Annotated in this window: 25 protein-coding genes and 1 tRNA gene; 16 read left to right on the top strand and 10 right to left on the bottom strand. The window is 70.3% G+C overall.

Annotated features, from left to right (window positions below; all coding sequences use genetic code 11):
• Positions 1 to 35: 35 nt before the first annotated feature.
• Entirely contained in the window at positions 36 to 170 is a 135-nt protein-coding gene (locus ACIBCK_RS34085) for a hypothetical protein (protein ID WP_399396549.1), read from the bottom strand.
• A gap of 166 nt (positions 171 to 336) precedes the next feature.
• Between ACIBCK_RS34085 and ACIBCK_RS34080 the strand changes: the two genes are divergently transcribed.
• The 3 genes from ACIBCK_RS34080 (at position 337) to ACIBCK_RS34070 (ending at position 2,785) form a co-directional block, all read left to right on the top strand.
• A complete protein-coding gene (locus tag ACIBCK_RS34080) occupies positions 337 to 1,242 on the top strand; it encodes a glycoside hydrolase family 16 protein (RefSeq protein WP_399396548.1) in 906 nt (301 codons plus the stop codon).
• Between the two features lie 70 nt (positions 1,243 to 1,312).
• Positions 1,313 to 2,278: an LLM class F420-dependent oxidoreductase gene (locus ACIBCK_RS34075; RefSeq protein ID WP_399396547.1), complete on the top strand. Its 966-nt coding sequence runs from the start codon at positions 1,313 to 1,315 to the stop codon at positions 2,276 to 2,278.
• Positions 2,279 to 2,362: 84 nt separating this feature from the next.
• Positions 2,363 to 2,785 carry a hypothetical protein gene (locus tag ACIBCK_RS34070; RefSeq protein WP_399396546.1) on the top strand — a complete coding sequence of 141 codons (423 nt, stop codon included), beginning with the start codon at positions 2,363 to 2,365 and terminating at the stop codon, positions 2,783 to 2,785.
• A gap of 25 nt (positions 2,786 to 2,810) precedes the next feature.
• Here ACIBCK_RS34070 and ACIBCK_RS34065 read toward each other — a convergent pair whose 3' ends face one another.
• The gene (locus tag ACIBCK_RS34065; protein ID WP_399396544.1) at positions 2,811 to 3,938 is read right to left on the bottom strand and encodes an FAD-dependent oxidoreductase; all 1,128 of its coding nucleotides are present in this window, start codon (positions 3,936 to 3,938) and stop codon (positions 2,811 to 2,813) included.
• Between the two features lie 154 nt (positions 3,939 to 4,092).
• On the opposite strand from ACIBCK_RS34065, the gene ACIBCK_RS34060 reads away from it, so the two are divergent.
• Entirely contained in the window at positions 4,093 to 4,773 is a 681-nt protein-coding gene (locus ACIBCK_RS34060; protein WP_399396542.1) for a TetR/AcrR family transcriptional regulator, read from the top strand.
• Here the strand turns inward: ACIBCK_RS34060 and ACIBCK_RS34055 are convergent.
• From ACIBCK_RS34055 to ACIBCK_RS34040, 4 genes are all read right to left on the bottom strand, one after another.
• The gene (locus ACIBCK_RS34055; RefSeq protein ID WP_399396540.1) at positions 4,767 to 6,167 is read right to left on the bottom strand and encodes an NADP-dependent succinic semialdehyde dehydrogenase; all 1,401 of its coding nucleotides are present in this window, start codon (positions 6,165 to 6,167) and stop codon (positions 4,767 to 4,769) included. The two genes, ACIBCK_RS34060 and ACIBCK_RS34055, sit on opposite strands and share 7 nt — an antisense overlap.
• A 202-nt stretch (positions 6,168 to 6,369) precedes the next feature.
• A complete protein-coding gene (locus tag ACIBCK_RS34050; protein ID WP_399396538.1) occupies positions 6,370 to 7,203 on the bottom strand; it encodes an aldo/keto reductase in 834 nt (277 codons plus the stop codon).
• Positions 7,204 to 7,285: 82 nt separating this feature from the next.
• Entirely contained in the window at positions 7,286 to 7,702 is a 417-nt protein-coding gene (locus ACIBCK_RS34045) for an HPP family protein (RefSeq protein WP_399396536.1), read from the bottom strand.
• Between the two features lie 397 nt (positions 7,703 to 8,099).
• Positions 8,100 to 9,698: an MFS transporter gene (locus tag ACIBCK_RS34040; RefSeq protein ID WP_399396534.1), complete on the bottom strand. Its 1,599-nt coding sequence runs from the start codon at positions 9,696 to 9,698 to the stop codon at positions 8,100 to 8,102.
• A 115-nt stretch (positions 9,699 to 9,813) separates the two neighbouring features.
• Between ACIBCK_RS34040 and ACIBCK_RS34035 the strand changes: the two genes are divergently transcribed.
• Positions 9,814 to 10,716: a TetR/AcrR family transcriptional regulator C-terminal domain-containing protein gene (locus tag ACIBCK_RS34035; RefSeq protein WP_399396532.1), complete on the top strand. Its 903-nt coding sequence runs from the start codon at positions 9,814 to 9,816 to the stop codon at positions 10,714 to 10,716.
• A gap of 9 nt (positions 10,717 to 10,725) precedes the next feature.
• Here the strand turns inward: ACIBCK_RS34035 and ACIBCK_RS34030 are convergent, their stop codons facing one another.
• The 3 genes from ACIBCK_RS34030 to ACIBCK_RS34020 are packed head-to-tail and all read right to left on the bottom strand — an operon-like array spanning position 10,726 to position 14,351.
• Positions 10,726 to 12,057: an enolase C-terminal domain-like protein gene (locus ACIBCK_RS34030; protein ID WP_399396530.1), complete on the bottom strand. Its 1,332-nt coding sequence runs from the start codon at positions 12,055 to 12,057 to the stop codon at positions 10,726 to 10,728.
• A gap of 52 nt (positions 12,058 to 12,109) precedes the next feature.
• Positions 12,110 to 13,447 carry a gluconate:H+ symporter gene (locus ACIBCK_RS34025; RefSeq protein ID WP_399396529.1) on the bottom strand — a complete coding sequence of 446 codons (1,338 nt, stop codon included), beginning with the start codon at positions 13,445 to 13,447 and terminating at the stop codon, positions 12,110 to 12,112.
• A 1-nt stretch (position 13,448) separates the two neighbouring features.
• Entirely contained in the window at positions 13,449 to 14,351 is a 903-nt protein-coding gene (locus ACIBCK_RS34020) for a 5-dehydro-4-deoxyglucarate dehydratase (RefSeq protein ID WP_399396691.1), read from the bottom strand.
• A gap of 199 nt (positions 14,352 to 14,550) precedes the next feature.
• Between ACIBCK_RS34020 and ACIBCK_RS34015 the strand changes: the two genes are divergently transcribed.
• The 11 genes from ACIBCK_RS34015 to ACIBCK_RS33965 all read left to right on the top strand — a co-directional run bounded on the left by ACIBCK_RS34015 (position 14,551) and on the right by ACIBCK_RS33965 (position 23,667).
• Positions 14,551 to 15,381, top strand: a complete 831-nt coding sequence (locus ACIBCK_RS34015; RefSeq protein WP_399396528.1) for an IclR family transcriptional regulator — start codon at positions 14,551 to 14,553, stop codon at positions 15,379 to 15,381.
• A gap of 79 nt (positions 15,382 to 15,460) precedes the next feature.
• Positions 15,461 to 15,754: an ArsR/SmtB family transcription factor gene (locus ACIBCK_RS34010; RefSeq protein ID WP_399396526.1), complete on the top strand. Its 294-nt coding sequence runs from the start codon at positions 15,461 to 15,463 to the stop codon at positions 15,752 to 15,754.
• On the top strand, positions 15,751 to 16,131 hold the full coding sequence (locus ACIBCK_RS34005; RefSeq protein WP_160509478.1) for a VOC family protein: 381 nt from the start codon (positions 15,751 to 15,753) through the stop codon (positions 16,129 to 16,131). The genes ACIBCK_RS34010 and ACIBCK_RS34005 overlap by 4 nt, the downstream gene beginning before the upstream one ends.
• 110 nt (positions 16,132 to 16,241) lie before the next feature.
• On the top strand, positions 16,242 to 16,811 hold the full coding sequence (locus tag ACIBCK_RS34000) for a DinB family protein (RefSeq protein WP_399396525.1): 570 nt from the start codon (positions 16,242 to 16,244) through the stop codon (positions 16,809 to 16,811).
• Positions 16,812 to 17,106: 295 nt separating this feature from the next.
• Positions 17,107 to 18,378 carry a PP2C family protein-serine/threonine phosphatase gene (locus ACIBCK_RS33995; protein WP_399396524.1) on the top strand — a complete coding sequence of 424 codons (1,272 nt, stop codon included), beginning with the start codon at positions 17,107 to 17,109 and terminating at the stop codon, positions 18,376 to 18,378.
• A 70-nt stretch (positions 18,379 to 18,448) separates the two neighbouring features.
• Entirely contained in the window at positions 18,449 to 20,020 is a 1,572-nt protein-coding gene (locus tag ACIBCK_RS33990) for a CHASE3 domain-containing protein (RefSeq protein ID WP_399396690.1), read from the top strand.
• A complete protein-coding gene (locus ACIBCK_RS33985) occupies positions 20,017 to 20,466 on the top strand; it encodes a response regulator (protein WP_399396522.1) in 450 nt (149 codons plus the stop codon). The genes ACIBCK_RS33990 and ACIBCK_RS33985 overlap by 4 nt, the downstream gene beginning before the upstream one ends.
• A 64-nt stretch (positions 20,467 to 20,530) precedes the next feature.
• Positions 20,531 to 21,169, top strand: a complete 639-nt coding sequence (locus ACIBCK_RS33980) for a class I SAM-dependent DNA methyltransferase (RefSeq protein WP_399396520.1) — start codon at positions 20,531 to 20,533, stop codon at positions 21,167 to 21,169.
• A 110-nt stretch (positions 21,170 to 21,279) separates the two neighbouring features.
• Positions 21,280 to 21,399 (top strand) — tRNA-Ala (locus ACIBCK_RS33975).
• Positions 21,400 to 21,436: 37 nt separating this feature from the next.
• Entirely contained in the window at positions 21,437 to 21,922 is a 486-nt protein-coding gene (locus ACIBCK_RS33970; RefSeq protein ID WP_399396518.1) for a cupin domain-containing protein, read from the top strand.
• A 38-nt stretch (positions 21,923 to 21,960) separates the two neighbouring features.
• Complete coding sequence (locus ACIBCK_RS33965) at positions 21,961 to 23,667, top strand: ABC-F family ATP-binding cassette domain-containing protein (protein ID WP_399396516.1); 1,707 nt, start codon at positions 21,961 to 21,963, stop codon at positions 23,665 to 23,667.
• Positions 23,668 to 23,682: 15 nt separating this feature from the next.
• Here the strand turns inward: ACIBCK_RS33965 and ACIBCK_RS33960 are convergent, their stop codons facing one another.
• On the bottom strand, positions 23,683 to 24,390 hold the full coding sequence (locus tag ACIBCK_RS33960; RefSeq protein ID WP_399396514.1) for a hypothetical protein: 708 nt from the start codon (positions 24,388 to 24,390) through the stop codon (positions 23,683 to 23,685).
• Between the last annotated feature and the right edge of the window lie 229 nt (positions 24,391 to 24,619).

Here is a 24,619-nt window from a genome sequence, read left to right as displayed (position 1 = left end):
ACACCAGTTCACGTTTCTCGATGTGCTCTTCGACGCTACCGGTTCCGCTTCTGCCGCCAGCCGAGCACGATCCCGAGCACGACGAGTATCAGGACCGGGATCATCAGCCATGTCGGCATGCTCCCCACGCCCTTGTACGCGATCGCGACCACGTCAACAGATGTCTGCATGAGCCCTCCTGGGGTTCGGGTGTTCTGTCGAGTGCCCGCGGCGGCGAGGGAAACGCATGCGGTCCCGGTAGTTGTCCGCCCGCGCGGCCTCGGCGAGGATGCCGCCCTTACGTGAGGCGATCGCCGCGTTCTCCGGGGCGCGTGCGGCCGAAAGGAAGGCAGCGCGATGGGATCACACGCGGCGACGAGCCGACGCAGGCCGATCGTGCTCGCCGCGCTCGGCACCACCCTGCTCGCAGCCCTGCTGTCCATCCCGAGCGCCGGGGGAGCGCCGCAGTCGGCCGACGCCTGCGGCAGCGTCGGCACCGAGCTGCCGCGCGGCGACTGCGGGCCGTTCTGGCAGGTCGTCGCCGAGGACTTCAACGGTGACCGGGTGCCGCTCGGCGCGTTCAGCGACTGCGATCACCATGCCGACACCTCCGCCGCGTACTGCGGCGGCCTCGACGGCTCCTACCGCGCCAACTGGTGGGCCTACCCGACCGGTTGGCGTGACACCTCCAACGACCGGGACCGGGACGTCGTCGGTGTCTACCACCCGGAGGACACCGTGAGCGTGGGCCCTGCGCAGAACGGCGACGGCCGCATGCGCATCCGGATGTGGCGGCCCGCCGACGGAGGTCCTGTCCACGCCGCCGCGGTCGTACCGCGTGCCGTCATGCAGATGAAGTACGGCAAGTACAGCGCCCGCATCAAGGTGACCAAGCCGGCCCCCGGATACAAGTCGGCCTGGCTGCACTACGGCGGGGGCTGCGAGATGGACCACCCCGAGGGCAACTGGGCCGGGTCCCTCACCGCGTTCCACCACCCGTGCGGCGGTGGCGAACAGGGCACGTTCCGCGGCGCCGACGAGTGGACCGAGTGGCACACGGTGTCGACCGAATGGACCCCGGGGCACGTGCGCTTCTTCGTGGACGGCCGGGAGACCGGACACGACACCCGAGGCGTGCCCGACCAGCCGCTGTCCTGGATCCTGCAGAACGAGAGCGCGCTGGAAGGCCCGGGAGCGGCGCCCGGCAGCAGCGCCCAGCTGGAGATCACCTGGGTCGCCGCGTACGCGTACGACTGGAAGTAGCGCCGCAGGGCACCCGAGTACCCGCGCGGGGTGAGGTTTCAGCGGGAGCAGTTCGGCAAAGCGTACAAATATGGTGCAAATCGGCTACACGATGATGACCGAGCAGGCGGGCCCCCGTGCCCTCGTCGACGACCTGGTCGCGGCGGAGCGGGCCGGGTTCGACTTCTCCGTCACTTCTGATCACTACTTCCCCTGGCTCGACTCGCAGGGGCACGCGCCCTACGCGTGGAGCGTGCTCGGCGCGGCGGCGCAGGCGACCTCGCGGATTCCGCTCATGACGTACGTGACCTGCCCGACGGTCCGCTATCACCCCGCCGTGGTGGCGCAGAAGGCCGCGACGATGCAGCTGCTCTCCGAGGGCCGCTTCCGGCTCGGGCTCGGCTCGGGCGAGAACCTCAACGAGCACGTGGTCGGCGCGGGCTGGCCCTCGCCACAGGTCCGCCTCGACATGCTCGAAGAGGCGGTGGAGATCATCCGGGCGCTGTTCACCGGCGAGAACGTCAACCACCAGGGCACCCACTTCGACGTGTCGAACGCCCGCCTGTGGGATGTGCCCGACGAGCTGCCGCCCATTGGAGTGGCGGTTTCCGGCGGCCGGTCCTGCTCGTTGGCCGGGCGCCTTGCCGACCTGGTCATCGCGACCGAGCCCAAGGCCGAGCTGCTGGAATCCTTCGACCGGCACGGCGGCAGCGGCAAGCCGCGCGTCGGCCAGCTGCCCGTCTGCTACGACACCGACAAGGACGCGGCGATCGCCCGCGCCCGCGACCAGTTCCGCTGGTCGGTCGGCGGCTGGCCCGTCAACTCGGAACTGCCGGGGCCTTCCGGCTTCGCGGGCGCCACTCAGTACGTCACCCGCGAGGACATCGCCGAGCAGATCCCCTGCGGCGACGACGTCGACTCCTTCGTGGACGCCGTACGCCCCTTCGTCGACGCGGGCTTCACGGAAGTCGCCCTCGTCCAGGTGGGCGGCGACCAGCAACGCCCCTTCATCGACTGGGCGGAGCAGAAACTCCTTCCCGCGCTGCGCGAACTCTGAGCAGCTCAGGAACATCAGATACCTGTTCGCACATCGGGTACCCGTGATCACACGTCAGTTACCCGCGACCCACTGGAGCACAGCGTGAACGACACACCCGACCCGGCCGCATCCACCGCACGGTCCGACTCCCCGGACCTGGTGCAAGTGGTACTCGGCGAGTGCTCCGCGGCCGACGCGGACGCCGTCTTCGGGGTCCTGCGCGCCCACTTCCCGTCCGACCGGGGCGAAGAGGCGCCCCACCGGACGGAGCAGCCGCGCCCCGCCGTCTGGACCGGCGGATTCCTCGCCGCCGACAGCACGGGGCCGGTCCGCGGTGTGCTGCTCGCGGACTCGGTCACCGCCGACCTGCAAGGCAGCCCAGTGGCGGTGGACCGGCTGCGGGCCACGCTCGAATCGGCCTTCGTCGTCTCGGCCACCGGCACCGCGTCCGGCGACCAGGAAGTACAGGTCCAGCTGCGCCTGACGGGCGCCGAACACGGCGAGCCGCCGCTCCCGGGTCACTGAGCGGCTGCGCGGACGCCGACAGGGCCTACTCGCCTCCGTCGAACATGATGACCAGGCCGTGCGGCGCGTCGTCGCCGAAGAGGAGCTCGTGGAGCTCGGCGCCCTCGGTGGCGGCGGCGGTGCTGCGCGGGAACATGGCCTGCTCGTACGAGGAGAGGGCGGCCTCGACGTCTTCCGGGTGCGTGGCGATGGCCTTGCCGAGTTCGGCGCCGTCGTACATGGCCAGGTTGGCGCCCTCGCCGTTCGGGGCAGCGAGGTGCGCGGCGTCACCGAGCAGGGTCACCCCCGGCACGCGCTCCCAGCGGTGCTCGGCAGGCAGGGCGTTGAGCGTGCGCAGGACCGGGGCGGTCTCACCGTCGGTGATCAGCGCGGTGAGCTCGGGCGCCCAGCCGTCGAATTCCCGCGCGATCCGCGCGGCGGCCGCATCGGCATCGGTGAAATCGATGGCGTCGAACCACTCCTTCGGCTCGGTGAGCGCCACGTAGGTGTGCAGCGTCCCGCCACTTTCCCGGTGTGCCTGGATCCCCTTCCCCGGCGCGAGCGCGAACAGCGATCCGCCGCCCACCGCCTTGGCGGCGGCCGGGTGCCGGGCGTCGGCGTCGTCGAGATGGGTCTCGACGAACGATCTGCCCATGTACTCGGGCGTGGCGTCGGAGAGCAGCGGCCGCACCCGCGACCAGGCGCCGTCGGCGCCGATGAGCAGACCGGTGACGGCGGTGCTGCCGTCGGCGAAGGTCACTTCGTGGCGGCTGTCGCCCAGGGAGCGGACGCCGCTGACCTTGTGGCCCCACCGGACGGTGCCGGCCGGGAGGGAGTCGAGCAGCATCTGGCGCAGCGCCCCGCGCTGTACCTCCGGGCGTCCGCGTGCGCTGTCGTCGTCGTACAGGACGGTGCCGTCCGTGGCCAGGACCCGTGTCGCCTCGCGGCCCTCCAGGATGAGGCCCCGGAACTCGTCCATGAGGCCCGCGGCTTGCAGTGCCGGCTGGCCGGTGTCGTCGTGGATGTCGAGCATCCCGCCCTGCGATCGGGCCGTGGGGGAGGCCTCCGCCTCGTAGACCGTGGTCCGTATCCCGTGAACGTGCAGGACGCGGGCGAGGGTCAGTCCGCCGAGCCCGGCGCCGATGATCGCTATGTCGGTGGTGTGCGTGTTCATGGTGGCTCCTCAAGTCATGCGCCTCCCGGGGTGTGGGCCCGACGGGCCACCTCTGGTGACGTATCTCTGGAATGACGTTCCACAAACACACTGGAACCTCGTTCCAGAGTTGTCAAGCTGGAACGAGGTTCCAGAGGTATGCCAGGATGTGTGCATGGCAACGAGGACGCGTGGCGCGGAGCGCCGAGAGGAACCGCTCTCCCGGGAGCGCATCGTCGAGGCGGCGATCGCACTGCTGGACTCGGCGGGCGAGGGCGGGCTCACCTTCCGCGTGCTTGCCGAGCGCCTCGCCACGGGCCCCGGCGCCATCTACTGGCACATCGCGGGCAAGGAGGAGCTGCTCAACGCCGCCACCGACGCCGTGATCGCCGAGACCGTGGCCGGCGGCACCACCGACACGACGCCGCGGGAAGCGATCCGCGCCCTCGCGCTCGGCGTCTTCGACGCGATCGAGGCGCATCCGTGGGTCGGCACGCAACTCTCCCGCGCCCCGGGGCAGTCGCCGATGCTGCGAGTCTTCGAACACATCGGACGTCAGGTCCAGGCGCTCGGAGTGCCCCGCCAGGCCCAGTTCACGGCCGCGTCCGCGTTCCTGAACTACATCCTCGGCGTGGGCGGCCAGAACGCCGCCGACGCCCGCGCCCACCAGGCACGCAGGCCCGGCACGAGCCGCACCGACTTCCTCGACGCCGCCGCGGCCGCGTGGTCCGAACTCGACCCCGACGAGTACGCGTTCCTCCGCAGCGTCGCGGATCAGCTACGCGTGCACGACGACCGGGCGGAGTTCCTCGCCGGGATCGACCTCATCCTGACCGGCATCACCGCCGGTCACTGATCGGCCGGGCCGTACCAGACCGTCGTGGCGTTGCAGAACTCGCGGATGCCGTGGCCCGCGAGCTCGCGTCCGTAGCCCGAGCGCTTGATGCCGCCGAAGGGCAGGCCGGGGTGGGAGGCGGTCATGCCGTTGAAGAAGACGCCGCCCGCCTGGAGGTCTCGTACGCAGCGTTCCATGTCGGCGTCGTCGCGCGTCCAGACATTCGAGCTGAGCCCGAACGGCGAGTCGTTGGCCAGCGTCACGGCCTCGTCGAGACTCGCCACGCGGTACAGCGTGGCCACCGGGCCGAACGCCTCCTCCCGGTGGATGCGCATCTGCTCGGTCACGTCGGCGAGGACGGTGGGGGAGTAGTACCAGCCCCGCTCCTGCTCCTTGGGGCGCTGTCCGCCGCACAGTGCGGTGGCGCCGTGGGCGAGCGCGTCGTCGACGAGCTCCTCCAGATCGCTGCGGCCCTGCTCGGTGGAGAGCGGACCCACGTCGGTCTCCTCGCTCGCGGGGTCGCCGACGGTCAACTCCCGCATGCCCGCGACGAATCGGTCGCGGAAGGCGTCATAGACGTCGGCGTGCACGATGAAGCGCTTGGCGGCGATGCAGGACTGACCGTTGTTCTGCACCCGGGCGGTCACCGCGGTCGCCGCGGCGCGCTCGACATCGGCGCTCGGCAGCACGAGGTAGGGGTCGCTGCCGCCCAGCTCCAGGACGGTCTTCTTGATCTCGTCACCGGCGGTGGACGCCACCGAGCGGCCCGCCGGCTCGCTGCCGGTGAGGGTCGCCGCGACCACCCGCTCGTCGCGCAGGATGCCCTCGACGGCGCCCGAGCCGATCAGGAGCGTCTGGAAGCAGCCCTCGGGGAACCCGGCGCGGCGGAAGAGGTCGTCGAGATAGAGAGCGGTCTGCGGCACGTTCGAGGCGTGCTTGAGCAGACCGACGTTGCCCGCCATCAGGGCGGGGGCGGCGAACCGTACGACCTGCCAGAGCGGGAAGTTCCACGGCATCACGGCGAGCACGACACCCAGCGGGCGGTAGCGGACGATGGCCCGGCTCGCGCCGGAGTCCTCCACGTCCGCCTGCGCGGGGTGCTCGTCCGCGAGCAGCTCCTCGGCCCGCTCGGCGTACCAGCGCATGGCCTTGACGCACTTGGCCGCTTCGGCCTTGGCGGCCTTGATGGGCTTGCCCATCTCGGTGGTCATGGTCCGGGCGATGAACGCGTTGTCCTCTTCCAGCAGGTCGGCCGCCCGGTTCAAGAACTGGGAGCGCTCGGCGAAGCTGCTGGTGCGGTACGTGCCGAACGCGGTGTGGGCCGCCGCCACACGGCGCTTGACCTCCGCGTCCTCAAGCGGCTCGAAGGTTTCGAGCGTCTCGCCGGTGGCGGGATTGACCGTGGCGATGGGCATGCCGTTTCTCCTCGGGACGCATGGCGCGACCGCGGAGGGCCACCGTGGGGCTCCTCCCGGGAAACGCGCGCGGCTGGGGCTGCTGCAGTGGCTCCGGACGTAGCGGGCCCCGCGTTTCACCCTAGAGCGACATACGCGGAGCAGCATGCTCAGGGACCTGACGGGTGCCCGCACATCCGGAGCGCACACCTCCGCAGCAGATCTAGAGGATCTCCAGCGGCTCCTTGCGCACGGGCGCCGGGAACGCGGCGTCCAGCGTCTTGAGGTCCTCGTCGGTCAGGGCGACGTCGAGGGCGCCGTGGTTCTCCTCCACATGCGCCGCGGTGGACGCCTTCGGGATGGCGATGACGTCGTCGTGCCGCAGCACCCAGGCGAGCGCCACCTGAAGCGGAGTGCACCCGTGCGCCGACGCCACGGACTCCAGGGCCTCATCGCCGAGGAGCCGGCCCTGCTCCAGCGGGGAGTAGGCCATCAGAGGCACCGAGCGTTCGCGGCACCAGGGGAAGAGGTCGTACTCGGGGCCGCGGCGGGTGAGGTTGTAGAGCACCTGGTCCGTCTGCGGGCGGGCCCCGTCGGGGAGTTCCGCCAGGTCGTCGACATCGAGGTTGCTCACGCCCCAGGCACCGATGCTGCCGCGGCTCACCAGGCCTTCGAGCGCCTCGACGGTCTCGGAGAGCGGCACGCCACCTCGCCAGTGCAACAGGTACAGGTCGATCCGGTCGGTGCCAAGACGGCGCAGGCTCGCGTGGCAGGCGTCGACGGTGCCGCGGGCGTCGGCGTTCGACGGCAGCACCTTGCTCACCAGGAACACGTCGTCGCGACGCCCGCGAATCGCCTCACCGACCAGCTCCTCCGACGCGCCGCTCCCGTACATCTCGGCCGTGTCGATGAGCGTCATGCCCAGGTCGATGCCCCGGCGCAGGGCGGCGAACTCCTCGGTGCGGCGCGCGGGATCGTCGCCCATGCGCCAGGTGCCCTGACCCAGGGCGGGCACACTCGCGCCGGAGGGGAATGTCACCGTCTTTGCCGCAGTCATCGCGTATCCCTTCTCGTGTCCCTGCGTGTGCAGGCTCGTCACGCCCAGAACTTCACACGGTCCGGCGCCGTCGCACAAGCGATCACCACCAGTACGCGGGGTAGCGCGGCGCGCTGGGACGTGCACACGAGGCGGCCCACCCCGCGAGGACCACGACGACGACCGCCCCTGCGAGCAGGGGCACGAAGGTCGCGGGCCGGGGATGGTGCAGGACGATGACGACGGCCGTGGCGCACGCAGGGGAGTGCGGGGTGCGCGCCACGGTCATCACGGCGAGGCCGATGCCCGCTGCCAGCGCCGCGGCCCACGGTGCGCTGCCAAGGGCGGCGAGCACCGCGTACCCGACACCGGCGCACAGCAGATGGCCCGCGATCACGCTGCGCGGCTGGGCCAGCGGCAGCCGGGGGACGCTGTGCACGATCGCCGCGGATGCCGCGAGCGGGGGTATCAGGACCGGCTCGTGGACGACGGAACCGACCGCGACCAGGGCCAGCAGCACGGCCGTGACGGCGCTGATGTTGTGCAGGGTGGCACCGGTCGGCGGCGGGGCGGGGGCGCGGCCCGCCAGGCGGGGCAGGATGCGGGGGCGGACAGGTGGAAGCGCGCGCGGGTGGGCAGGCGCGGGCGGCGCCTCAATGATTTTCGTCGGTGCTCAAGAGAAGGACGTTCCGGACTTCAGCCGGCGGGACACCCGGACGGCGGGTGACAGAGGGCAGGAGTCGCCACGGCCGCCCATGCGGTCGGCAGGGGGCGCGGGCAGCATCGGCGGCCGAGGGTCGGGGCGTCCGCGTACTCACCCACGATCTTACGAAGCCCGGTGCCGCGGCCCGCGGCCAGGGCCGGTGATCACCGTGCTGACCAGGCCCAACACAGTGATCACGGGTTTCATGCCCTGCTCACGCCCTACTTGCGCCCACGTGGCGAGGTGGCTGATCGACGCTGGTTCCTGGCCCCGCCCCGTCCGTCGGGGGCTCGCTCGGCGACTCGGTCGTGCCCGCGCCTCGTAGCAGGACGAGGGAGAAGACGCCTGCCGCGGCCATGACGGTGGCCGCACCGAGCGCGGCGAAGCCCATCCCGTGCGTGAAGGCGTCGCGCGCCGCCGTCAGGACGCTCTCCGCCGTTGCGGCCGGGAGGTGCGCGGCCACGGTCGTCGCCCCGCCCAGCGTCTCGCGTACCGCGTCGGCCTGTGGAACCCCGGCCGGCAGGGCGTCGGCCATGTCACGGCTGTAGACCGCCGAACCGATGGAGCCGAGGATCGCCATGCCGAGCGCGCCGCCCAGCTCCTGGCCGGACTCGAGGACGGCCGCGGCCGAGCCCGCGCGCTCCGGCGGGGCGGCGCCGAGGGCGAGTTCGTTGGCCAGCGTCATGGCGGCGACCAGGCCGCCCGCGTAGAGCGATGCGGCGGTCAGCGGGACCCAGAGCGCCGTGTCGGTGTGCACCTGGGTCAGCCAGAGGAAACCGCAGGCGGCGAGGAGGAAGCCGCCACCCATGACGTACGCCCGGTCGACTCGCTGCGCGAACGCCGCCGCTGTTGGAGCCGTGACGGTCATGCCCGCGGCCGGCAGCATGCTCCACAGCGCTGCCTCGAACGGGCCCATGCCGAGGACGGACTGCAGATACTGCGTGAGGAAGACGGCCATGCCCACCGTCGCGAACATGGCGAGGAGATTGGCGACCATCGGGCCGCCGAAGGCGCGCCGGCCCAGCAGTCCCAGGTCGATCATCGGGTTCGCCACCCGCCGCTGCCTGCGGACGAACGCGCAGCCGAGCGCCAGTCCCGATGTGACGCCGAGGGCCGGCAGCGGCTCGTAGCCGTGCTGGGCCAGTTCCTTGATGCCGTAGATGACCGGGAGCAGGGCGGCGAGTGACAGCGCCGCGCTGAGCAGGTCGAAGCGGCCCTGTTGCGGCGTCTTGAACTCCGGCACCAGGAACGGCACCAGGGCGAGCAGTAGCACCATCGCGGGCAGATTGATCAGGAAGACCGAACCCCACCAGAAGTGTTCAAGGAGCAGTCCGCTGACCACCGGGCCGAGCGAGATACCGGCGGCCATGACGGCCGTCCACACGGTCACCGCCTTGCCCCGCTGCTTCTCGTCGCGGAAGAGATTGCGGATCAGGGCGAGCGTCGACGGCATCAGGGCGGCACCGCCGAGCCCCAGCAACGCCCGTACGGCGATGAGCAGTTCGGCCGAGTGTGCGTACGCGGCGGCGATCGAGGCCGCACCGAAAACGCTGGCGCCGACGAGCACCAGGGTGCGCCGCCCGATCCGGTCGCCGAGTGCGCCCATGGTGATGAGCAGGCCGGCGAGGACGAAGCCGTACATGTCGAGGATCCACAGCTGCTGGGTGGCGGTGGGCTCCAGGTCCTGGCTGATGTAGGGGATCGCGAAGTAGAGGACCGAGACGTCCATCGAGACAAGCAGCAGGGGCAGCATCAGGACGCCGAGGGCGGTCCATTCCCTGCGGCCCGCACGGGGGTTGGGTGTGTTCTCCATGTCCGACACGGAATCGGGTCGGCGCGTACGCCGCAAACGATGACCTAGTGCGCTTCCCCAATAAGTGCCTGTGCACTGGGGGATCGGAGAGATAGTGCACTAGTACAGTGCGCTCATGGCCACCGATCCGCCCTATCTCCGTATCGCGCGCGACATCCGGCAACGGATCGACTCCGGCGATCTCGCCCCGGGTGACCGTGTGCCCTCCACCCGGCGCATCACCCAGGAATGGGGTGTGGCGATGGCGACGGCCACGAAGGCGCTCGCCGCGTTGAACCAGGAGGGGCTGGTGCGTGCCGTGCCCGGTGTCGGCACGGTGGTGGCGGAGCCGGTGCGGGAGAGCCGTGTGGCCTCCGGTCAGGGCCTGACCCGCGAGCGCATCATCCGCAGCGCGATCGTGTTCGCCGACTCGGAGGGGCTCGGCGCGCTCTCCATGCGTCGCGTCGCGGCCGAGTTCGGGGTCTCCACCATGGCCCTGTACCGGCATGTCCCGAGCAAGGGCGAACTCGTACGGCTGATGTCGGAGGCGGTGTTCAGCGAGGAACCGCCGGGACCTCGGCCGCGCGGCTGGCGTGCGCAACTGACGCAGGAGGCACGGTGGTTGTGGGGCCTGTATGAACGTCACCCCTGGCTGGGGCGCGCCATGGCCGGACTCACCCGGCCGATGGCATCGCCCCACGCCATGCGGTACACGGAGCGGGTCCTTGCCGCCCTGAGCGGGGTCGGGCTCACGCCGTACCAGATGATCCACGTCCACCTCGCGCTCCTCGGGTACGCCCAAGGGGTCACCCTGGCCATCGAGCTGGAGTCCCACGCGCGGCAGGACACCGGCATGACCCCGGAGGAGTGGATGGCGTCCAACGAAGCCCGGATGGAGGCGATCCAGACCTCCGGGGGCTATCCGGTCCTCTCCACGCTGTTCGGCGACGACGAGTTCGATCTCGAGCTCGGCGAGCTCTTCGAGTTCGGACTCCAGCGGTTCCTGGACGGGGTCGAGGCACTCATCGCGAAGCGCTGAACCGATCCGTCAACGCACCATGCAGGGGCGCTTGTCGTCGAACTGCCAGTCCGGGATGAGGTAGCGCATGCCGGTGGCGTCGTCGCGTGCGCCCAGGGCCTTGTGCCGGTAGAGGTCGTGGGCCGCCAGGAGACGGTCCATGTCCAGCTCGACACCGAGGCCAGGGGCGTCGGGTACGGCGATCTCCCCGCCGACGATGCGGGGCGGGGCGGTGGTGAGGCGCTCCAGGCCCTCCTGCCAGATCCAGTGGGTGTCCAGGGCGTTGTAGTCGCCGGGGGCAGCCGCTCCGCAGTGGGTGACCATGGCCAGGGAGATGTCGAAGTGGTTGTTGGAGTGACACCCCCAGGTGAGCCCCATCGCGTTGCACAGCTGCGCCACACGTACGGAACCCTGCATGGTCCAGAAGTGCGGGTCCGCCAGGGGTATGGAGACCGACTGGAGGGCCAGGGCGTGGGTCAGTTGCCGCCAATCGGTGGCGACCATGTTGGTGGCGGTCGGCAGTCCGGTGGCGCGGCGGAACTCGGCGAGGACCTCGCGCCCCGAGTAGCCGCCCTCGGCGCCGCAGGGGTCCTCGGCGTAGGCGAGCGTGTCGGTCAGGGGGGCGCACAGCTCGATCGCCTCGCGCAGGGACCAGGCGCCGTTGGGGTCGAGGGTGATGCGGGCCCGGGGGAAGCGGTCCTTCAGGGCGCGCACGGCCGCGACCTCCTGCTCGCCCTCCAGGACGCCGCCCTTGAGCTTGAAGTCCCGGAAGCCGTAGCGGTCGTGGGCGGCTTCGGCCTGCCGGACGATCGCCTCCGGGGTGAGGGCCTGCTCATGGCGGATGCGGTGCCAGTCGACGGGGGAGTCGGGTTCGCGGACGTAGTCGAGATCGGTGCGGTCGGGGTCGCCGACGTAGAAGAGGTAGCCGAGGACACGGACGGAGTCGCGCTGCTGTCCGTCGCCGAGCAGCGCCGCGACGGGCACCTCCAGGTGCCGGCCCAGGAGATCGAGCAGCGCGGACTCGACGGCGGTGACGGCGTGTACGGCGGTGCGCAGGTCGAAGGTCTGGGCGCCACGGCCGCCGGAGTCGCGGTCGGCGAAGCGGTCGCCGATCTCGCGCAGGACGCGCTTGTAGTCACCGACGCGGGCGCCGACGACGAGGGACTCGGCGTCGCGCAGGGTCTGGGTGATCCTCTCGCCGCCCGGCACTTCGCCCAGGCCGGTGCGGCCTTCGGAGTCCTTGAGGACCACGATGTTGCGGGTGAAGTAGGGGCCGTGGGCACCGGAGAGGTTGAGCTCCATGCAGTCCCGGCCTGCGACGGGATAGACGCTGAACGCGGTGACGGTCGGCTGCCTGTTCATGATCAGGAATTCCTCAGGTGTGAGAGGGCGGGCGGAGGGATGGCCGGGCGGGTCAGAGGCTGAGGACGTCCAGCGCCCACTCCACCGCGAGGACGCCGCCGAGGCCGAGGATCGCGAGCACCGTCGTATAGGTGGTGCGGACCTTGATCGCCTCGATGACCGAGAGGTTGAAGTACTCCTTGAACAGCCAGAATCCGGGGTCGTTGACGTGCGAGAAGGCGATCGATCCGCAGGACACGGCGAGCACGAGCATCTCGGGATGGACACCGCTGCCCGCCAGGAGCGGCAGGACGACACCGGAGGCGGTGACGACCGCGACCGTCGCGGAGCCGAGCGCGATGCGCAGGATCACCGCGATGAGCCAGGCAAGGACGAGCGGCGAGACGGTCCAGCTGTCGGTGGTGTCCTTGATGTGGTCAGAGATGCCGCCTTCGACGAGGACGTTCTTGAACGCGCCGCCCGCTCCGATCACCAGGAGGATCATGGCCATGGCCTGCGCGGCCGACGTACAGGAAGCGCTGACGTCGGACAGGCTGCGGCCGATGCGCGGCCCGAACGCCCAGATCGCCAGGAGGAGTGTCAGGAGCAGGGCGATCGGCGCGGAGCCGATGAAGGTGACGACGTGCAGGAACGGGCTCGCTCCGGAGGTGGCCATCTCGGTGACCGAGGCACCGGCGATCAGTACGACGGGGAAGAGGGCCACGGTCAGCGACAGGCCCATGCCGGGCATTTCCTCGTCGGTGAACTCGCGTTCGCTGACCAGGCCCTTGGGGATGGACGGGTTCATCGCCCTGACGAACGGCAGCCGCGGCCACGCCAGCGCGATCAGCGCTCCGACGGGTATCGCGATGAACAGGCCGTAGACCAGGGTCAGACCGACGGAGGCGTCGAACGTCGCGGCCACGGCGGTGGGGCCGGGATGCGGCGGCAGGAAGCTGTGCATCGTGGAGAGCGTGATGGACATCGGAAGGCCGATCCACAGCAGCTTCGCCCCGGTGACGCGCACGAGCGTGAACGCGATGGGCACGATGATGATGAAGGCGACCTCGTAGAACATGGTGACGCCGATGAGCATCGACGTGACCACCATGGCCACTTGGACCCAGCGCGGTCCGAACGCGTCCAGCATTTTGTCGGCGATGCGCTGGGCGGCGCCGGAGTCCCCCATGACGCGCCCGACCATAGCACCGAGCCCGATGACCAGCATCGTGTCGCCGATCTGGCCGCCGATGCCCTCCGAGAGGACGTCCGGGATCGTGGCTACGGGAATTCCCTGCACCAGCGCGACGCCGACGGCCACGAGGAGGAGGGCGGCGAAGCCGTTCAGTTTCAGGCGGGTCATGAGGAACAGCAGGATCACGACGCTGACCCCGACCACGACGAGCGGCATGTCAGTTCCCCACCAGATCGAGGCCCGCGTCGAGCACCTTCTCCAGGTCGGCGGTGTCGGCCGGGCCGGGATCGGTGAGGGGCGCGCGCACCGGGCCGACCGGGAGGCCGCGCAGCCGGGCGGCGGCCTTGACCAGCGAGACGGCGTAGCCCGGCGCCCGGTCGCGCAGTTCGACCAGCGGGACGTAGAACTCCCTCAGGAGCCGGTCCACCGCCGTGTCGTCCCGCTCCCGCAGCGCGGCGAAGAAGGCGTCTGCGATCTCGGGGGCGAAGGCGTGGACGGCGGAGGAGTAGGCGGGGACGCCTACGGTGGCGTAGGCGCGGGCCTGGATCTCCGCGGTGGCCGCGCCGTTGAAGAAGAGGAAGCCGTCGGGGGCGGCAAGGGTCAGGCGCTGCAGCCGGTCCAGGTCGCTGTGCCCGTCCTTGAGGCCGATCACGGTGGGGATGTCCGCGATGCGGCGCAGGGCGTCGGCGCCGAAGGTGACCTGGCCGCGCTGGTAGGCGATGAGGGGCAGCCGGGTGCCCGCGGAGATGCGGCGCAGCTGCTCCACCAGGCCGTCCTGCGAGGCCTCGACCAGGTAATGGGGCATCACCAGCAGGGCGTCGGCGCCCTCCTCCTCGGCGATCCGGGCGAACCGCAGTGACTGGGCCCATCCGTATCCGGTGCCCGCCACCACCGGCAGCCGCCCGTCGGCGACTTCGACCGTGACCCGGATGACCGCGCGGTACTCCTCCTCGTCGAGTGAGAAGAACTCGCCGGTGCCGCAGGCGGGGAACACCGCGCCGGGCTCGGTCGCCAACTGGGCGGTCAGATAGGCCCGGTAGGCCTCCGCGTCGAGGCTGCCGTCACTCCGCATGCTCGTGAGCGGGAAGGACAGGACTCCGCGCGCCATGCCTTCACGCAGTCGCCGGGCGACGTCCCGGGGCGTCGTACTGAGCTTGTTCGTGCCGGACTCGCTGGGCTCATTGGACTCGCTGCGCTCGCTGGGCTCGTTCACGAATCTCATCTCTATATGCAGATGCTGTCCACGTATGAGAATGGAGGCTAGAGTCATGAACGATCAGGGGTCAATGGGTTCGGCGCCGCGGATCTACGATGGGCGGATGCCGGAGAGTGGAACGGGCCGCGGAGCGGGCACGGGCGTCCGCAGAGCGGATGCGGGTGTCCGCGGCGTGAAGTCGGCGCTGCGCACGGTCGCGCTCCTCGAACTGCTCGCCGAGCGCGCCGACCGGCCCGCCCGACTGGACGAGCTCGCCGAGGAGTTGGACGTACCGCGCAGCAGCATGTACCAGCTGCTGCGGACCCTGACCGACTGCGGCTGGGTGCGCACGGACACCACCGGATCCCTCTACGGCATCGGGATCCGCACGCTGCTCACGGGTACGAGTTACCTGGACGGTGACGCGCGGGTGCGCGCCATCCGCCCGTATCTGGACGAGGCCTCGGACGCCCTGGGCGAGACGATCCACCTGGCGCGGCTCGACGGCCCGCACGTCGTGTACCTCGCGACCCGTGAGTCGCACGAGTATCCGCGCACCATCAGCCGGGTCGGCCGCCGAGTCCCCGCGCATGCCGGAGCCCTGGGTAAGGCGCTGCTCGCCGAACGCCCGGAAAGTGAACTGCCGCTCGCCGAAGGCGCGTTGACCGCGCGCACGCAGCGCACGCACACCGACCGTGCCGCCCTCCTCGCCGATCTCCGGCGGGTCCGCGAGCGTGGTTACGCCATCGACCGCGAGGAGACGGTGACCGGCATCGCCGGCTTCGGCTTCGCCCTGCGGTGCGACGTGCCGGCCGTCGACGCCATCAGCTGCTCGGTGCCCGTGGCCAGGCTCACCGACGAACACCAGGACCGCGTCGTGTCCGTCATGCGGGAGATCCGGACGAAGGTCGAGGCTCTCCTGTCACCTGCCTCTGGTGCTCCCGACTGGCGCTGACCGGGTCCGTCGCCTTGCCCGTCGGCCAGCCCGTCGGCCGACTTGATAGGTAAGCCGCCACTTGCCTATTATGGGAGTCATGTCGGAGGATGTTTTCAAGGCGCTGGCCGACCCCACCCGTCGGCACATCCTTGACGAGCTGGTGGAACGGGACGGCCAGACCCTGTTCGAGATATGCGCCAGGCTGCTGAACAAGCACGGCCTCGGGATCTCCCGCCAGGCCGTCAGCCAGCACCTGGCCGTACTGGAGACAGCCGGCCTCGTCCACTCGCGACGCGAGGGGCGCTACAAGTTCCACGACCTGAACACCGAACCGCTCGAGCTCATCGTGACCCGATGGCTCAGGCCCCAAGCACCGGAGCGAACTCCATGAGGATTCACCTGACCAGCGTTTTCGTAGATGACCAGGAGAAGGCCCTGCGCTTCTACACCGACGTGCTCGGCTTCGTGAAGAAGCACGACGTCCCTGTCGGCGACGACCGGTGGCTGACCGTGGTCTCGCCGGAAGACCCCGAAGGCACCGAACTGCTCCTCGAGCCCTCGGGTCATCCCGCGGTGCAGCCGTACAAGACCGCGCTCGTCGAGGACGGCATCCCGGTGACCTCCTTCGCCGTGGAGGACGTGGCCGCGGAGTTCGACCGCCTGCGAGGGCTCGGGGTGAAGTTCACCCAGGAGCCGGTGGAGATGGGCCCGGTCACCACCGCGGTCCTCGACGACACCTGCGGCAACCTCATCCAGATCCAGCACTGAGCCGGGATTCAGATTCAGCACTGGGCCGAGATCCAGGTCCAGCACTGATCCGGAACCCAGGAAATCCAGCCCGGAAAAGTCGGTAGCGCGCCGGGTCATCGCGGACGACCATGGCCCGCATGAGCGACCAACCCGAACGATGGAGCCAGGCGACCACCTACCCCGACATGTGGGCGGACCCCGACGACGACCCCCGCAACAGCGACGGGGTCAGTCCGGACGGTGAGCTGGCGACGCTGCAGGACTTCCTCACGAGCTACCGCCTGACCCTGAAGATGAAGTGCGAGGGCCTGGACGCGGAGCAACTGGCCCGGCGTTCCGTTCCGCCGTCGACGATGTCACTGCTCGGCCTGCTGCGGCACCTCGCCGAGGTGGAGCGGGACTGGCGCAACTGGATCAGGGACGGCGAGCCCCTGCCGAAGCTGTACGGCGAGCGCGACGCGGACTTCAACGGGGCCGTCGGCGACCAGGCGCTGGTCGACGCCGCCCACGCCGACCTGGCCCGCGAGCAGGCGGCGCTGGACGCCGAACTGGCCGAATATCCGGACCTCGGTGAGCGCGTGGGGAAGGAAGGCTTCGCCATCCGGGAGCTGATGGTGCACAGGATCGAGGAGTACGCCCGGCACTGCGGGCAGGCCGACCTGTTGCGCGAATGCATCGACGGCAGGGTGGGCCAGTGACGGGACCGGCGGGACGGTGTGATGGGGTGAGGCTGCGGACCCGCTCGTAAACCTGTGCGATATGCGCCCCTTGTGGGTGTTCCTGCTCACGTCTTCCGCTCGGCTGCGGCCTGTCGCCTGGACGACCGGCTACCGAGCGGTGTGTGCATTGTGCGAAGATCCGGAGACCGTTCGACGGTCGCCGCGGCAGACACGCCGTGGCGGTCGACTGTCGGCAACGGCCGCATGGCCAGGCGGACTTACCGGATGAGGAAGGCGGGAGCAAGCGGTGGCGTCACAGCCATGGACTTCCGGCGTGCGTTCAGTCGGCGAGAGCGACACCGCGGCCGCCCGGCAGTTGTCGCAACCGTTGGTACTGCTGGTGGAGGACGACGCAGGCGACGCGCTCCTGGTCGAGGAACTCGTCGCCGACAGCGCACTCAAGATGCGTCTGCAGTGGGTGCGCTCCATGGCCGAGGCACGTGAGGCGCTGGCCTTCGAGGTACCGGACTGTGTGCTGCTCGACCTGCATCTTCCGGACGCCCAAGGGCTGGAAGCCGTGTCCATGGTCCGTTCCCACGCCGATCAGGTCGCGATCGTCGTGCTCACGGGCCTCGCCGAGGAGGAGACCGGCTCCGCCGCCGTCGCCGCGGGGGCCCAGGACTACCTCGTCAAGGGCCGCGTCGAACCGGACCTGTTCGGCAGGGCCGTGCGCTACGCGATCCAGCGCAAGCAGGCCGAGCAGGCGGCCGTCGCACTGCAGGCCGGCCAGATGCAGGCCCAGGAGAACACCAGGCTGGAGCGGGGGCTGCTGCCGAGGCCGCTCCTGAACAGTGCGGGCGTGGACGTCGTGGCCCGCTACCGGCCCGGACGTGCCCAGGCCCTGCTGGGCGGCGACTTCTACGACATCGTCCAGAGCGCGGACGGCACCGTGCACGCACTCATAGGGGACGTCTCCGGACATGGACCCGATGAGGCGGCCCTCGGCGTCGCGCTCCGCATCGCCTGGCGCACGCTGGTGCTCAGCGGCATCACCGGCCCCGAACAGGTGGGCCGACTCGAAGAGATCATGCTGGCCGAGCGGGTGAAGCCGTACGTCTTCGCCACGCTGACCAGCCTCTCCGTCCCGGCCGGAGCACCGTACGCGCGCCTGACGCGCGCGGGCCACCCCGGGATGCTGCTGCGCACCCCGGACGGTGGCGTCGAGTGGGTGGAGGTGGCCGGCGGGCCGGCCCTGGGCGTCGCGCCCGGTGTGCCGCTCTGGCCGGTCGAGGAAGTGACCCTGCCCGCGGGGTCGGCGCTGGTGCTGTTCACCGACGGCCTTTTCGAGGGACACATCGGCAAGGGACGGGAGCGCCTGGGCGAGGAGAGACTGCTGGACCTCGCCAGGGAGCTGGGCGCGCTGACACCGTCGGCGTTCGTCGACACGCTGATCCAGCGGGCGGAGAACCTGGCCGAGGAGCAGGGCGGCCTCGCCGACGACGTGGCCGTGGTGCACCTGCACTGGCACGGGGACGGCGAGGGGCCGACGGAAGCCGTGACCGAGGGCCGCTACAAGAGCAGTATCGGAGAACAACGCCGTGGTTGAGACGACGAGCAGAGCATGGATCGGCCGGCGGCTGACCGTGCAGGGCTGGTTCCAGCTGGTCCTTGTCCTGATGGTGCTCCTGGTGGTCGCGGGCACCGTGGTCGGCGCCCGTCTGCTGGGCACGACCGCGGACGTGACCGACCAGCTGGTCGACCGCCTGGAGCCGGCCCGCACGCAGACCTACCGTCTGCAGGCCGCCTTGGTGAACCAGGAGACCGGCATCCGCGGTTACGCCATCACGGCCGACCGCCAGTTCCTCGACCCCTACGTCAAGGGCAAGCGGGACGAGGCCCGCGCCGCCGCACAGCTGCGCGAGCTCATCGGGGACCAGCCCCGGCTGATGGCGGACCTCAAGGCGGTCCAGCGCCAGGCGGCGGACTGGCGGCGTGCGTACGCCGAACCGCTGGTGGCCGAGGTCACGCCCGGGGAGCCACGAGCCGTCGCCGGGACGAACGCCGGGCGCGGCAAGGAGGTGTTCGACGAGATCCGGACGGTGTGGGCCACGCAGAACGCCGACCTGACCCGGGCCGTCGACGACGGCAAGGCCGAGCTCGAAAGCTCCCGCACGATGCGCACCGTCATCCTCGGCGCCATGGTGGTGGTCTTCCTGCTGGCGGGGATGGCCCTCGCGTTCCTGGTGCGCGCGCTGGTGGCCCGGCCCCTCGAGGCGCTGCGCGGCTCCTCCCGCCAAGTGGCGCGCGGCGACTTCGACCATGTCATCACCATCGACGGCCCCGCGGACCTCAGGGCGGTGGCGGCGGACGTGGAGGGCATGCGCCTGCAGATCGTGGAGGAACTGGGAGCCTCACGCCGCCAGCGGGACGCGCTGACCCAGCAGGCGGCCGAACTGGACGCCCAGGCCGTGGAACTCCGCCGCTCCAACGCGGAGCTCGAGCAGTTCGCCTATGTGGCCTCCCACGACCTTCAGGAGCCGCTGCGCAAGGTCGCCTCCTTCTGCCAGCTACTGGAGAAGCGGTACGGAGACACCCTCGACGACCGTGCCAAGCAGTACATCGACTTCGCGGTCGACGGCGCCAAGCGCATGCAGGTCCTCATCAACGACCTGCTCACCTTCTCCCGCGTCGGGCGCCTCAACGACGCCCGGGTGCCCGTCGACCTCGACCAGGTCCTCACCAAGGCGCTCGCCAACCTGGACACCTCCGTCCGGGACACCGACGCGCTCATCGAGCGCCCCGAGACCCTCCCCGAGATCGTCGGTGACCCGACGCTCCTGACGATGCTCTGGCAGAATCTCGTCGGCAACGCGATCAAGTTCCACCATCCCGAGCGTGCCCCGCTGATCCGGATCACCTGCGAGAAGGACGAGAGCTCCGGCAACTGGAACCTCTGCGTCACCGACAACGGCATCGGTATCCCCGAGGAGTTCGCGGAGAAGGTCTTCGTGATCTTCCAGCGACTGCACGGCCGCGATGCCTACGGCGGCACCGGCATCGGCCTGGCCCTGTGCAAGAAGATCGTCGAGCACCACGGCGGCCACATCTGGATCGACAGCGGCCATACCGGCGGCACTCGCCTGTGCTTCACCCTGCCGTCCGACGCCGAGCCCGACGCCGACACCGACACCGACCTGGACACCGCGGAGAACACCGCGCTCCGCACCGAGGAAGAAGCCCTGACATGACCACTCCTTCTGCCGCGCCGGTCGACGTGCTCCTCGTGGAGGACGACCCGGGCGACGAGCTGATGACGCGCGAGGCGTTCGAGGACAACAAGATCCGCAACAACCTGCACGTGGTCCGGGACGGCGAGGAAGCCCTCGACTTCCTCTACCAGCGCGGTGACCACACAGGAGTGCCGCGTCCCGATCTCATCCTGCTCGACCTCAACCTCCCCAAGTACGACGGGCGTCAGGTCCTGGAGAAGATCAAGTCGGACCCGGACCTCCAGGACATCCCGGTGGTGGTACTGACCACGTCGGCAGCGGAGGAGGACATCCTGCGCAGCTACAAACTGCACGCGAACGCCTACGTCACCAAGCCGGTCGACCTGGACCAGTTCATCGCCGCGGTACGCCAGATCGACGACTTCTTCGTCCAGGTCGTACGGCTGCCGCGACGTCAGGCCTGAGGCGGCGCAGCGGGGGAGGGGGTGTCGTTCCCGGTGGGAGGGGCACCCGCTAGATTCCTCGGCTGTGACTGAGACTTCCTCCTACCTCAAGACAACAGCCGATGCCTACGGGGCCGTCGCCCTCCTCTACGACGAGTTGTCCCGCACCGCGTTCGACGCCTTCCCGCTGGACCGCGCGGTGATCGCCGCGTTCGCCGAACTCGTGGCGGAGCGCGGCGGACAGGTCGCGGAACTGGGATGCGGCACCGGGAGGACGACGGCGCGCCTGCGGGACCTCGGTCTCGACGTCTTCGGCATCGACCTGTCGCCGGGGATGATCGACCTCGCCCGTGCGAACCACCCGGGCCTGAGGTTCGAGGTCGGTTCCATGGACGCCCTGGACCTGGCCGACGGCGTGCTGGCCGGCATCGTGTCCTGGTACTCGGTCATCCACACCCCGCCGCAGGAACTTCCCCCGTACTTCGCCGAGTTCGGGCGGGTGATCGCGCCGGGCGGCCACCTTCTGCTGGGCTTCTTCGAGTCGGAGGGCGAGCCGGTCACCGCGTTCGACCACAAGGTCACGACCGCTTACCGGTGGCCGGTCGACGGCCTCGCGGAATTGGCCCGCGAGGCCGGGTTCGTGGAGATCGGCCGGATGCTGCGCGAACCGATCGAAGGCGAACGGTTCCGCCGCGGCCATCTCCTGATGCGCGCGGGGGACTGACTCAGGCGGCTGCTGGAATCCTCCGGGTCCGCGCGGCGGAAATGGACTCGCCCCAGCCCGGCGCTGTCCTTATCCTCGGCGGAGCGGGATCGCGCGGTCCCGCAGGTTGCGGAGCCGTGGCAGAGCGGCCCATTGCGATCGGCGTGCGGGAAGCCCCTCGCACGTCGACTGGCGGGACCCGGGCGGGCCTTGCCCTTCCCCGCCCGCGGGTTCGAATCCCGCCGGCGCCGCAGCCGATCCGTACGAGAGCTGCCGACTGGAGTCCGCATGAGCACGCCCGCCTCCGCCGCTCCGGTGTTCGTCGGAGCGGAACAGACCGCGGCCGCCGGGCGAGGGGAGATCAGCGTCCTGTGGTCGCTCGGCGGCCCCACGAGGGATCTGGACGCCGGTGTCGTCCGGCTGGCCCCGGGCGCGAGCATCGGCGAGCATGAGGAGCACGAACTCGGGGTCCTGTTCACGGTGCTGAACGGCACCGGTGAACTCCGTACCCCGGACGCGACCTGGCAGCTCACTCCCGGCGCCCTCGCATGGCTTCCCGCGGGCGTGACGCGCTGCGTGGACGCGGGGCAGGAGGGGCTCGTCTACACGACCGCCCACCGCCGCCGCCCTGCCCTCGCCACCGGTCCGGGCGCGGGAACCGACGCGGGCGAGCCGGTCTGCCTGCTCGGTCGCGTCTGCCCCGACTGCGGGCGACTCGCCACCGAACGTGACGCCCGGTTCTGCGCCCGCTGCGGAACACCGCTGGCCGACTGACGGGCACCCTCGACCGCCCCGGACAGGAGCTCCTCACGATGCCCGAACCGAAGTCGGTTCACCCCGGTGCGCAGGACGTTCTGTCCGGTGACCATCGCTTTGCGCACCTCCTCGCCGAGAACGTGCACTGCGTGCTCGGGGACCGGATGGTGCTGCGCGATGTCTCGCTGAAGGTGTCCCGGGGCGAGCGGGTGGGCCTCATCGGCGAGAACGGCCGGGGCAAGTCGACGCTGCTGCGCGCCATCGCCGGGGCCCTCCCGCCGCAGCGGGGTCACGTCGTACGGGCCGTCGCGGGCCAAGTGGGCTTCCTGCCGCAACAGCCGGGCTTCCCGGAAGGCGCGACCGTCGAGACCGTGATCGCGCGGGCTACGGCGGAGTTCGCCGACATGGCCGAACGGATGCGGGAAGCCGAGGAGTTGATGTCGTCGGGCAAGGACGAGGACGACCTGAGCGAAGTGTTCGACGAGTACGGCAGGCTCCAGGACGAGTTCGCCCGACGCGGTGGCTGGGAGCTGGACGCCCGCGTCGGCGAGGTGCTCGACGTCTTCGGGCTCGGCGGCGTGGACCGGCGTCGTCCCACCGAGACGCTCTCGGGAGGCGAGCGTTCCCGTCTGGCGCTCGCCGAGTTGGTCCTCACCGAACCCGCGGGGCTGCTCCTCGACGAGCCGACGAACCATCTCGACGACCGTGCGGTGGACTGGCTCGTCCAGTGGCTCGCCACGTACCAGGGCCCGTGTCTGATCGCCTCCCACGACCGGACCCTGCTCGACACCGCGGTCACCGCCATCGTCGACCTGGACGGCCCCCGCGGCTCCACCGTGCGCTACGGCGGCGGCTACCGCGACTACCTCGACGAACGCGCCGCGGCCCAAGCGCGTTGGTGGCAGCAGTACCGCGACTGGCGACAGGAACTGGCCCGGGCGCGGCAGCGGCTCGAGCGGGCCGGCAGGTCCGGGCGCACCTTCGGAGCGATGCGGGACGGCGACAAGCTGTCTTACAACCTGGCGGGAGGCGGCGCCCAGGCTGCGGCGTCCCGTGCCACCCGCGCGGCCCGGCAGCAACTGGCGCGGCTCCTGGACGAGGAAGTGCGACGCCCGCCTGAGCCACTGGCCTTCCACCCGCCGTTCCAGGCTTCGGAGAAGGGGGAGCCCCCGCACGGCGTGCTGCTCCGGGCCGAGGGCCTGGTCGTGGGCGATGTGGTGCGTGGTGTGGACCTGGAGCTCACCCCCGGCTCGCTGCATGTGATCACCGGAGTGAACGGCGCGGGCAAGTCCACGCTCCTGACCGCCCTGGCGGGTCTACGAGCGCCGGACGCGGGGGCGGTGGTGCGTGAACCGGGGCTGCGCGTGGGCTACTTGCCGCAGGAGAGCCACTTCTCCCAGGAGCGGCGCGGTGTGCTGGCCACCTTCGCCGCACACCGCGCCGCCTACGTCGACGACGCCGCGCAGGAGCTGACCCGGTTCGGCCTGTTCGGGGCGCCGGACTTCGATGTTCCGGTGAACCGCCTCTCCGTGGGCCAGCTGCGACGCCTCGACCTCGCCCTGCTGTTCTCCCGGCGCCCGCACCTGCTGCTGCTCGACGAGCCGAGCAACCACCTCAGTCTGGCGCTGGTCGAGCAACTGCAGGAGGCAGTCGAGCAGTTCACGGGCCCGGTCGTGCTGGTCACCCACGACCGGGCCCTGCGCGAACGCCATCGGGACAGGCTGTGGGAGCTGACCGACGGACGGCTGGTCCGGCGGGCCTGAGCCGCCAGGCCGGCGTCAGTTGTCCACGTCTCCGTACGTGGTGCCGACCTTGAGCCCGTCGATCCAGTTGATGACGCGCTTGTCCTTGACCTCGGAGCCGTAGGATCCGAAGCGGGTGTCGTTGCCGAGGTCGTCCCAGGTGCGGCCGGAGAACTCGGCGACCTTGGTGCCGTTGTAGAAGGCCGACACCCACCCGGCGGAAGCATCCGAAGAGGTGTGGATGCCGAGCACGATGCGCTTGTACGTACTGGTCGTGACGGGCGTGGACCACTTCAGCGTCCACTTCTCACCGGGCTCGATGTGGAACAGCTTGAGCGCACCGCCCTCGACCTTCATCAACACCGGGTAGTTCTGCTGGTGTTGGTCGTTCGTGCCGTACGACTTCCACTGGAAGATCGTGCCCGCCTCCGGGGTGTTGGTGGAGGTGTCCCAGCCGATCCAGTACGTCGAGTTGTTCCTGAAGGTGTACCGCGAACCGCCGACGCTGATCCCGTGTGCCTCGCAACGCTCGAGGCCGAGCGGCTTGTTGAACTTGAAGACCTGGCCGCGGCCGTCGTTGTTGTCCTGCGCGGACACGCTGCCGGGCGAGTCGCACAGGGTCGAGGAGAACACTCCGGTCCCGCCCGAGGCGTCCCCGTCCCAGATCACGGAGGCGTCGGCGGGTGCCGCGGTGAGCAGGACCAGGGAGGTGGCGGCCATGAGTGTGCCGGTTCGTTTGCGCATGAGGGGGCTCCTTGCGAGTGGGGGGAGGGATACGCGTGGAGGGTAAGCGGTTTCTAGCACGGTCGTCGTTGAACGCTCAAGGGGTAAGCGGTAGTTGAGGTCCCCGATATAGAAACCGGTATCTTCCGCAAGTCGGTTCGTCGGGGGTGGTGACGCCACGCCGTCACACCTCTAACATCCGATGTACGCGCCTCAGCCCGTCCCCATGCTTGTCTCCTGACCCGTTGAG

Origin of the sequence: Streptomyces sp. NPDC051218 (genome assembly GCF_044455475.1) — a bacterium.
In the GTDB taxonomy this organism is placed as follows: Bacteria; Actinomycetota; Actinomycetes; order Streptomycetales; family Streptomycetaceae; genus Streptomyces.
The sequence above is the reverse complement of the archived record's forward strand: the minus strand, read 5'-3'. Positions and strand labels throughout refer to the sequence as shown.

Coding starts and splice junctions, on each gene's coding strand:
- ACIBCK_RS34085 (WP_399396549.1), bottom strand. CDS start 170: ATGCAGACATCTGTTGACGTGGTCGCGATCGCGTACAAGGGCGTGGGG.
- ACIBCK_RS34080 (WP_399396548.1), top strand. CDS start 337: ATGGGATCACACGCGGCGACGAGCCGACGCAGGCCGATCGTGCTCGCC.
- ACIBCK_RS34075 (WP_399396547.1), top strand. CDS start 1,313: ATGGTGCAAATCGGCTACACGATGATGACCGAGCAGGCGGGCCCCCGT.
- ACIBCK_RS34065 (WP_399396544.1), bottom strand. CDS start 3,938: ATGAACACGCACACCACCGACATAGCGATCATCGGCGCCGGGCTCGGC.
- ACIBCK_RS34060 (WP_399396542.1), top strand. CDS start 4,093: ATGGCAACGAGGACGCGTGGCGCGGAGCGCCGAGAGGAACCGCTCTCC.
- ACIBCK_RS34055 (WP_399396540.1), bottom strand. CDS start 6,167: ATGCCCATCGCCACGGTCAATCCCGCCACCGGCGAGACGCTCGAAACC.
- ACIBCK_RS34050 (WP_399396538.1), bottom strand. CDS start 7,203: ATGACTGCGGCAAAGACGGTGACATTCCCCTCCGGCGCGAGTGTGCCC.
- ACIBCK_RS34040 (WP_399396534.1), bottom strand. CDS start 9,698: ATGGAGAACACACCCAACCCCCGTGCGGGCCGCAGGGAATGGACCGCC.
- ACIBCK_RS34035 (WP_399396532.1), top strand. CDS start 9,814: ATGGCCACCGATCCGCCCTATCTCCGTATCGCGCGCGACATCCGGCAA.
- ACIBCK_RS34030 (WP_399396530.1), bottom strand. CDS start 12,057: ATGAACAGGCAGCCGACCGTCACCGCGTTCAGCGTCTATCCCGTCGCA.
- ACIBCK_RS34025 (WP_399396529.1), bottom strand. CDS start 13,447: ATGCCGCTCGTCGTGGTCGGGGTCAGCGTCGTGATCCTGCTGTTCCTC.
- ACIBCK_RS34015 (WP_399396528.1), top strand. CDS start 14,551: ATGCCGGAGAGTGGAACGGGCCGCGGAGCGGGCACGGGCGTCCGCAGA.
- ACIBCK_RS34010 (WP_399396526.1), top strand. CDS start 15,461: ATGTCGGAGGATGTTTTCAAGGCGCTGGCCGACCCCACCCGTCGGCAC.
- ACIBCK_RS34005 (WP_160509478.1), top strand. CDS start 15,751: ATGAGGATTCACCTGACCAGCGTTTTCGTAGATGACCAGGAGAAGGCC.
- ACIBCK_RS34000 (WP_399396525.1), top strand. CDS start 16,242: ATGGCCCGCATGAGCGACCAACCCGAACGATGGAGCCAGGCGACCACC.
- ACIBCK_RS33990 (WP_399396690.1), top strand. CDS start 18,449: ATGGTGCTCCTGGTGGTCGCGGGCACCGTGGTCGGCGCCCGTCTGCTG.
- ACIBCK_RS33985 (WP_399396522.1), top strand. CDS start 20,017: ATGACCACTCCTTCTGCCGCGCCGGTCGACGTGCTCCTCGTGGAGGAC.
- ACIBCK_RS33970 (WP_399396518.1), top strand. CDS start 21,437: ATGAGCACGCCCGCCTCCGCCGCTCCGGTGTTCGTCGGAGCGGAACAG.
- ACIBCK_RS33965 (WP_399396516.1), top strand. CDS start 21,961: ATGCCCGAACCGAAGTCGGTTCACCCCGGTGCGCAGGACGTTCTGTCC.
- ACIBCK_RS33960 (WP_399396514.1), bottom strand. CDS start 24,390: ATGCGCAAACGAACCGGCACACTCATGGCCGCCACCTCCCTGGTCCTG.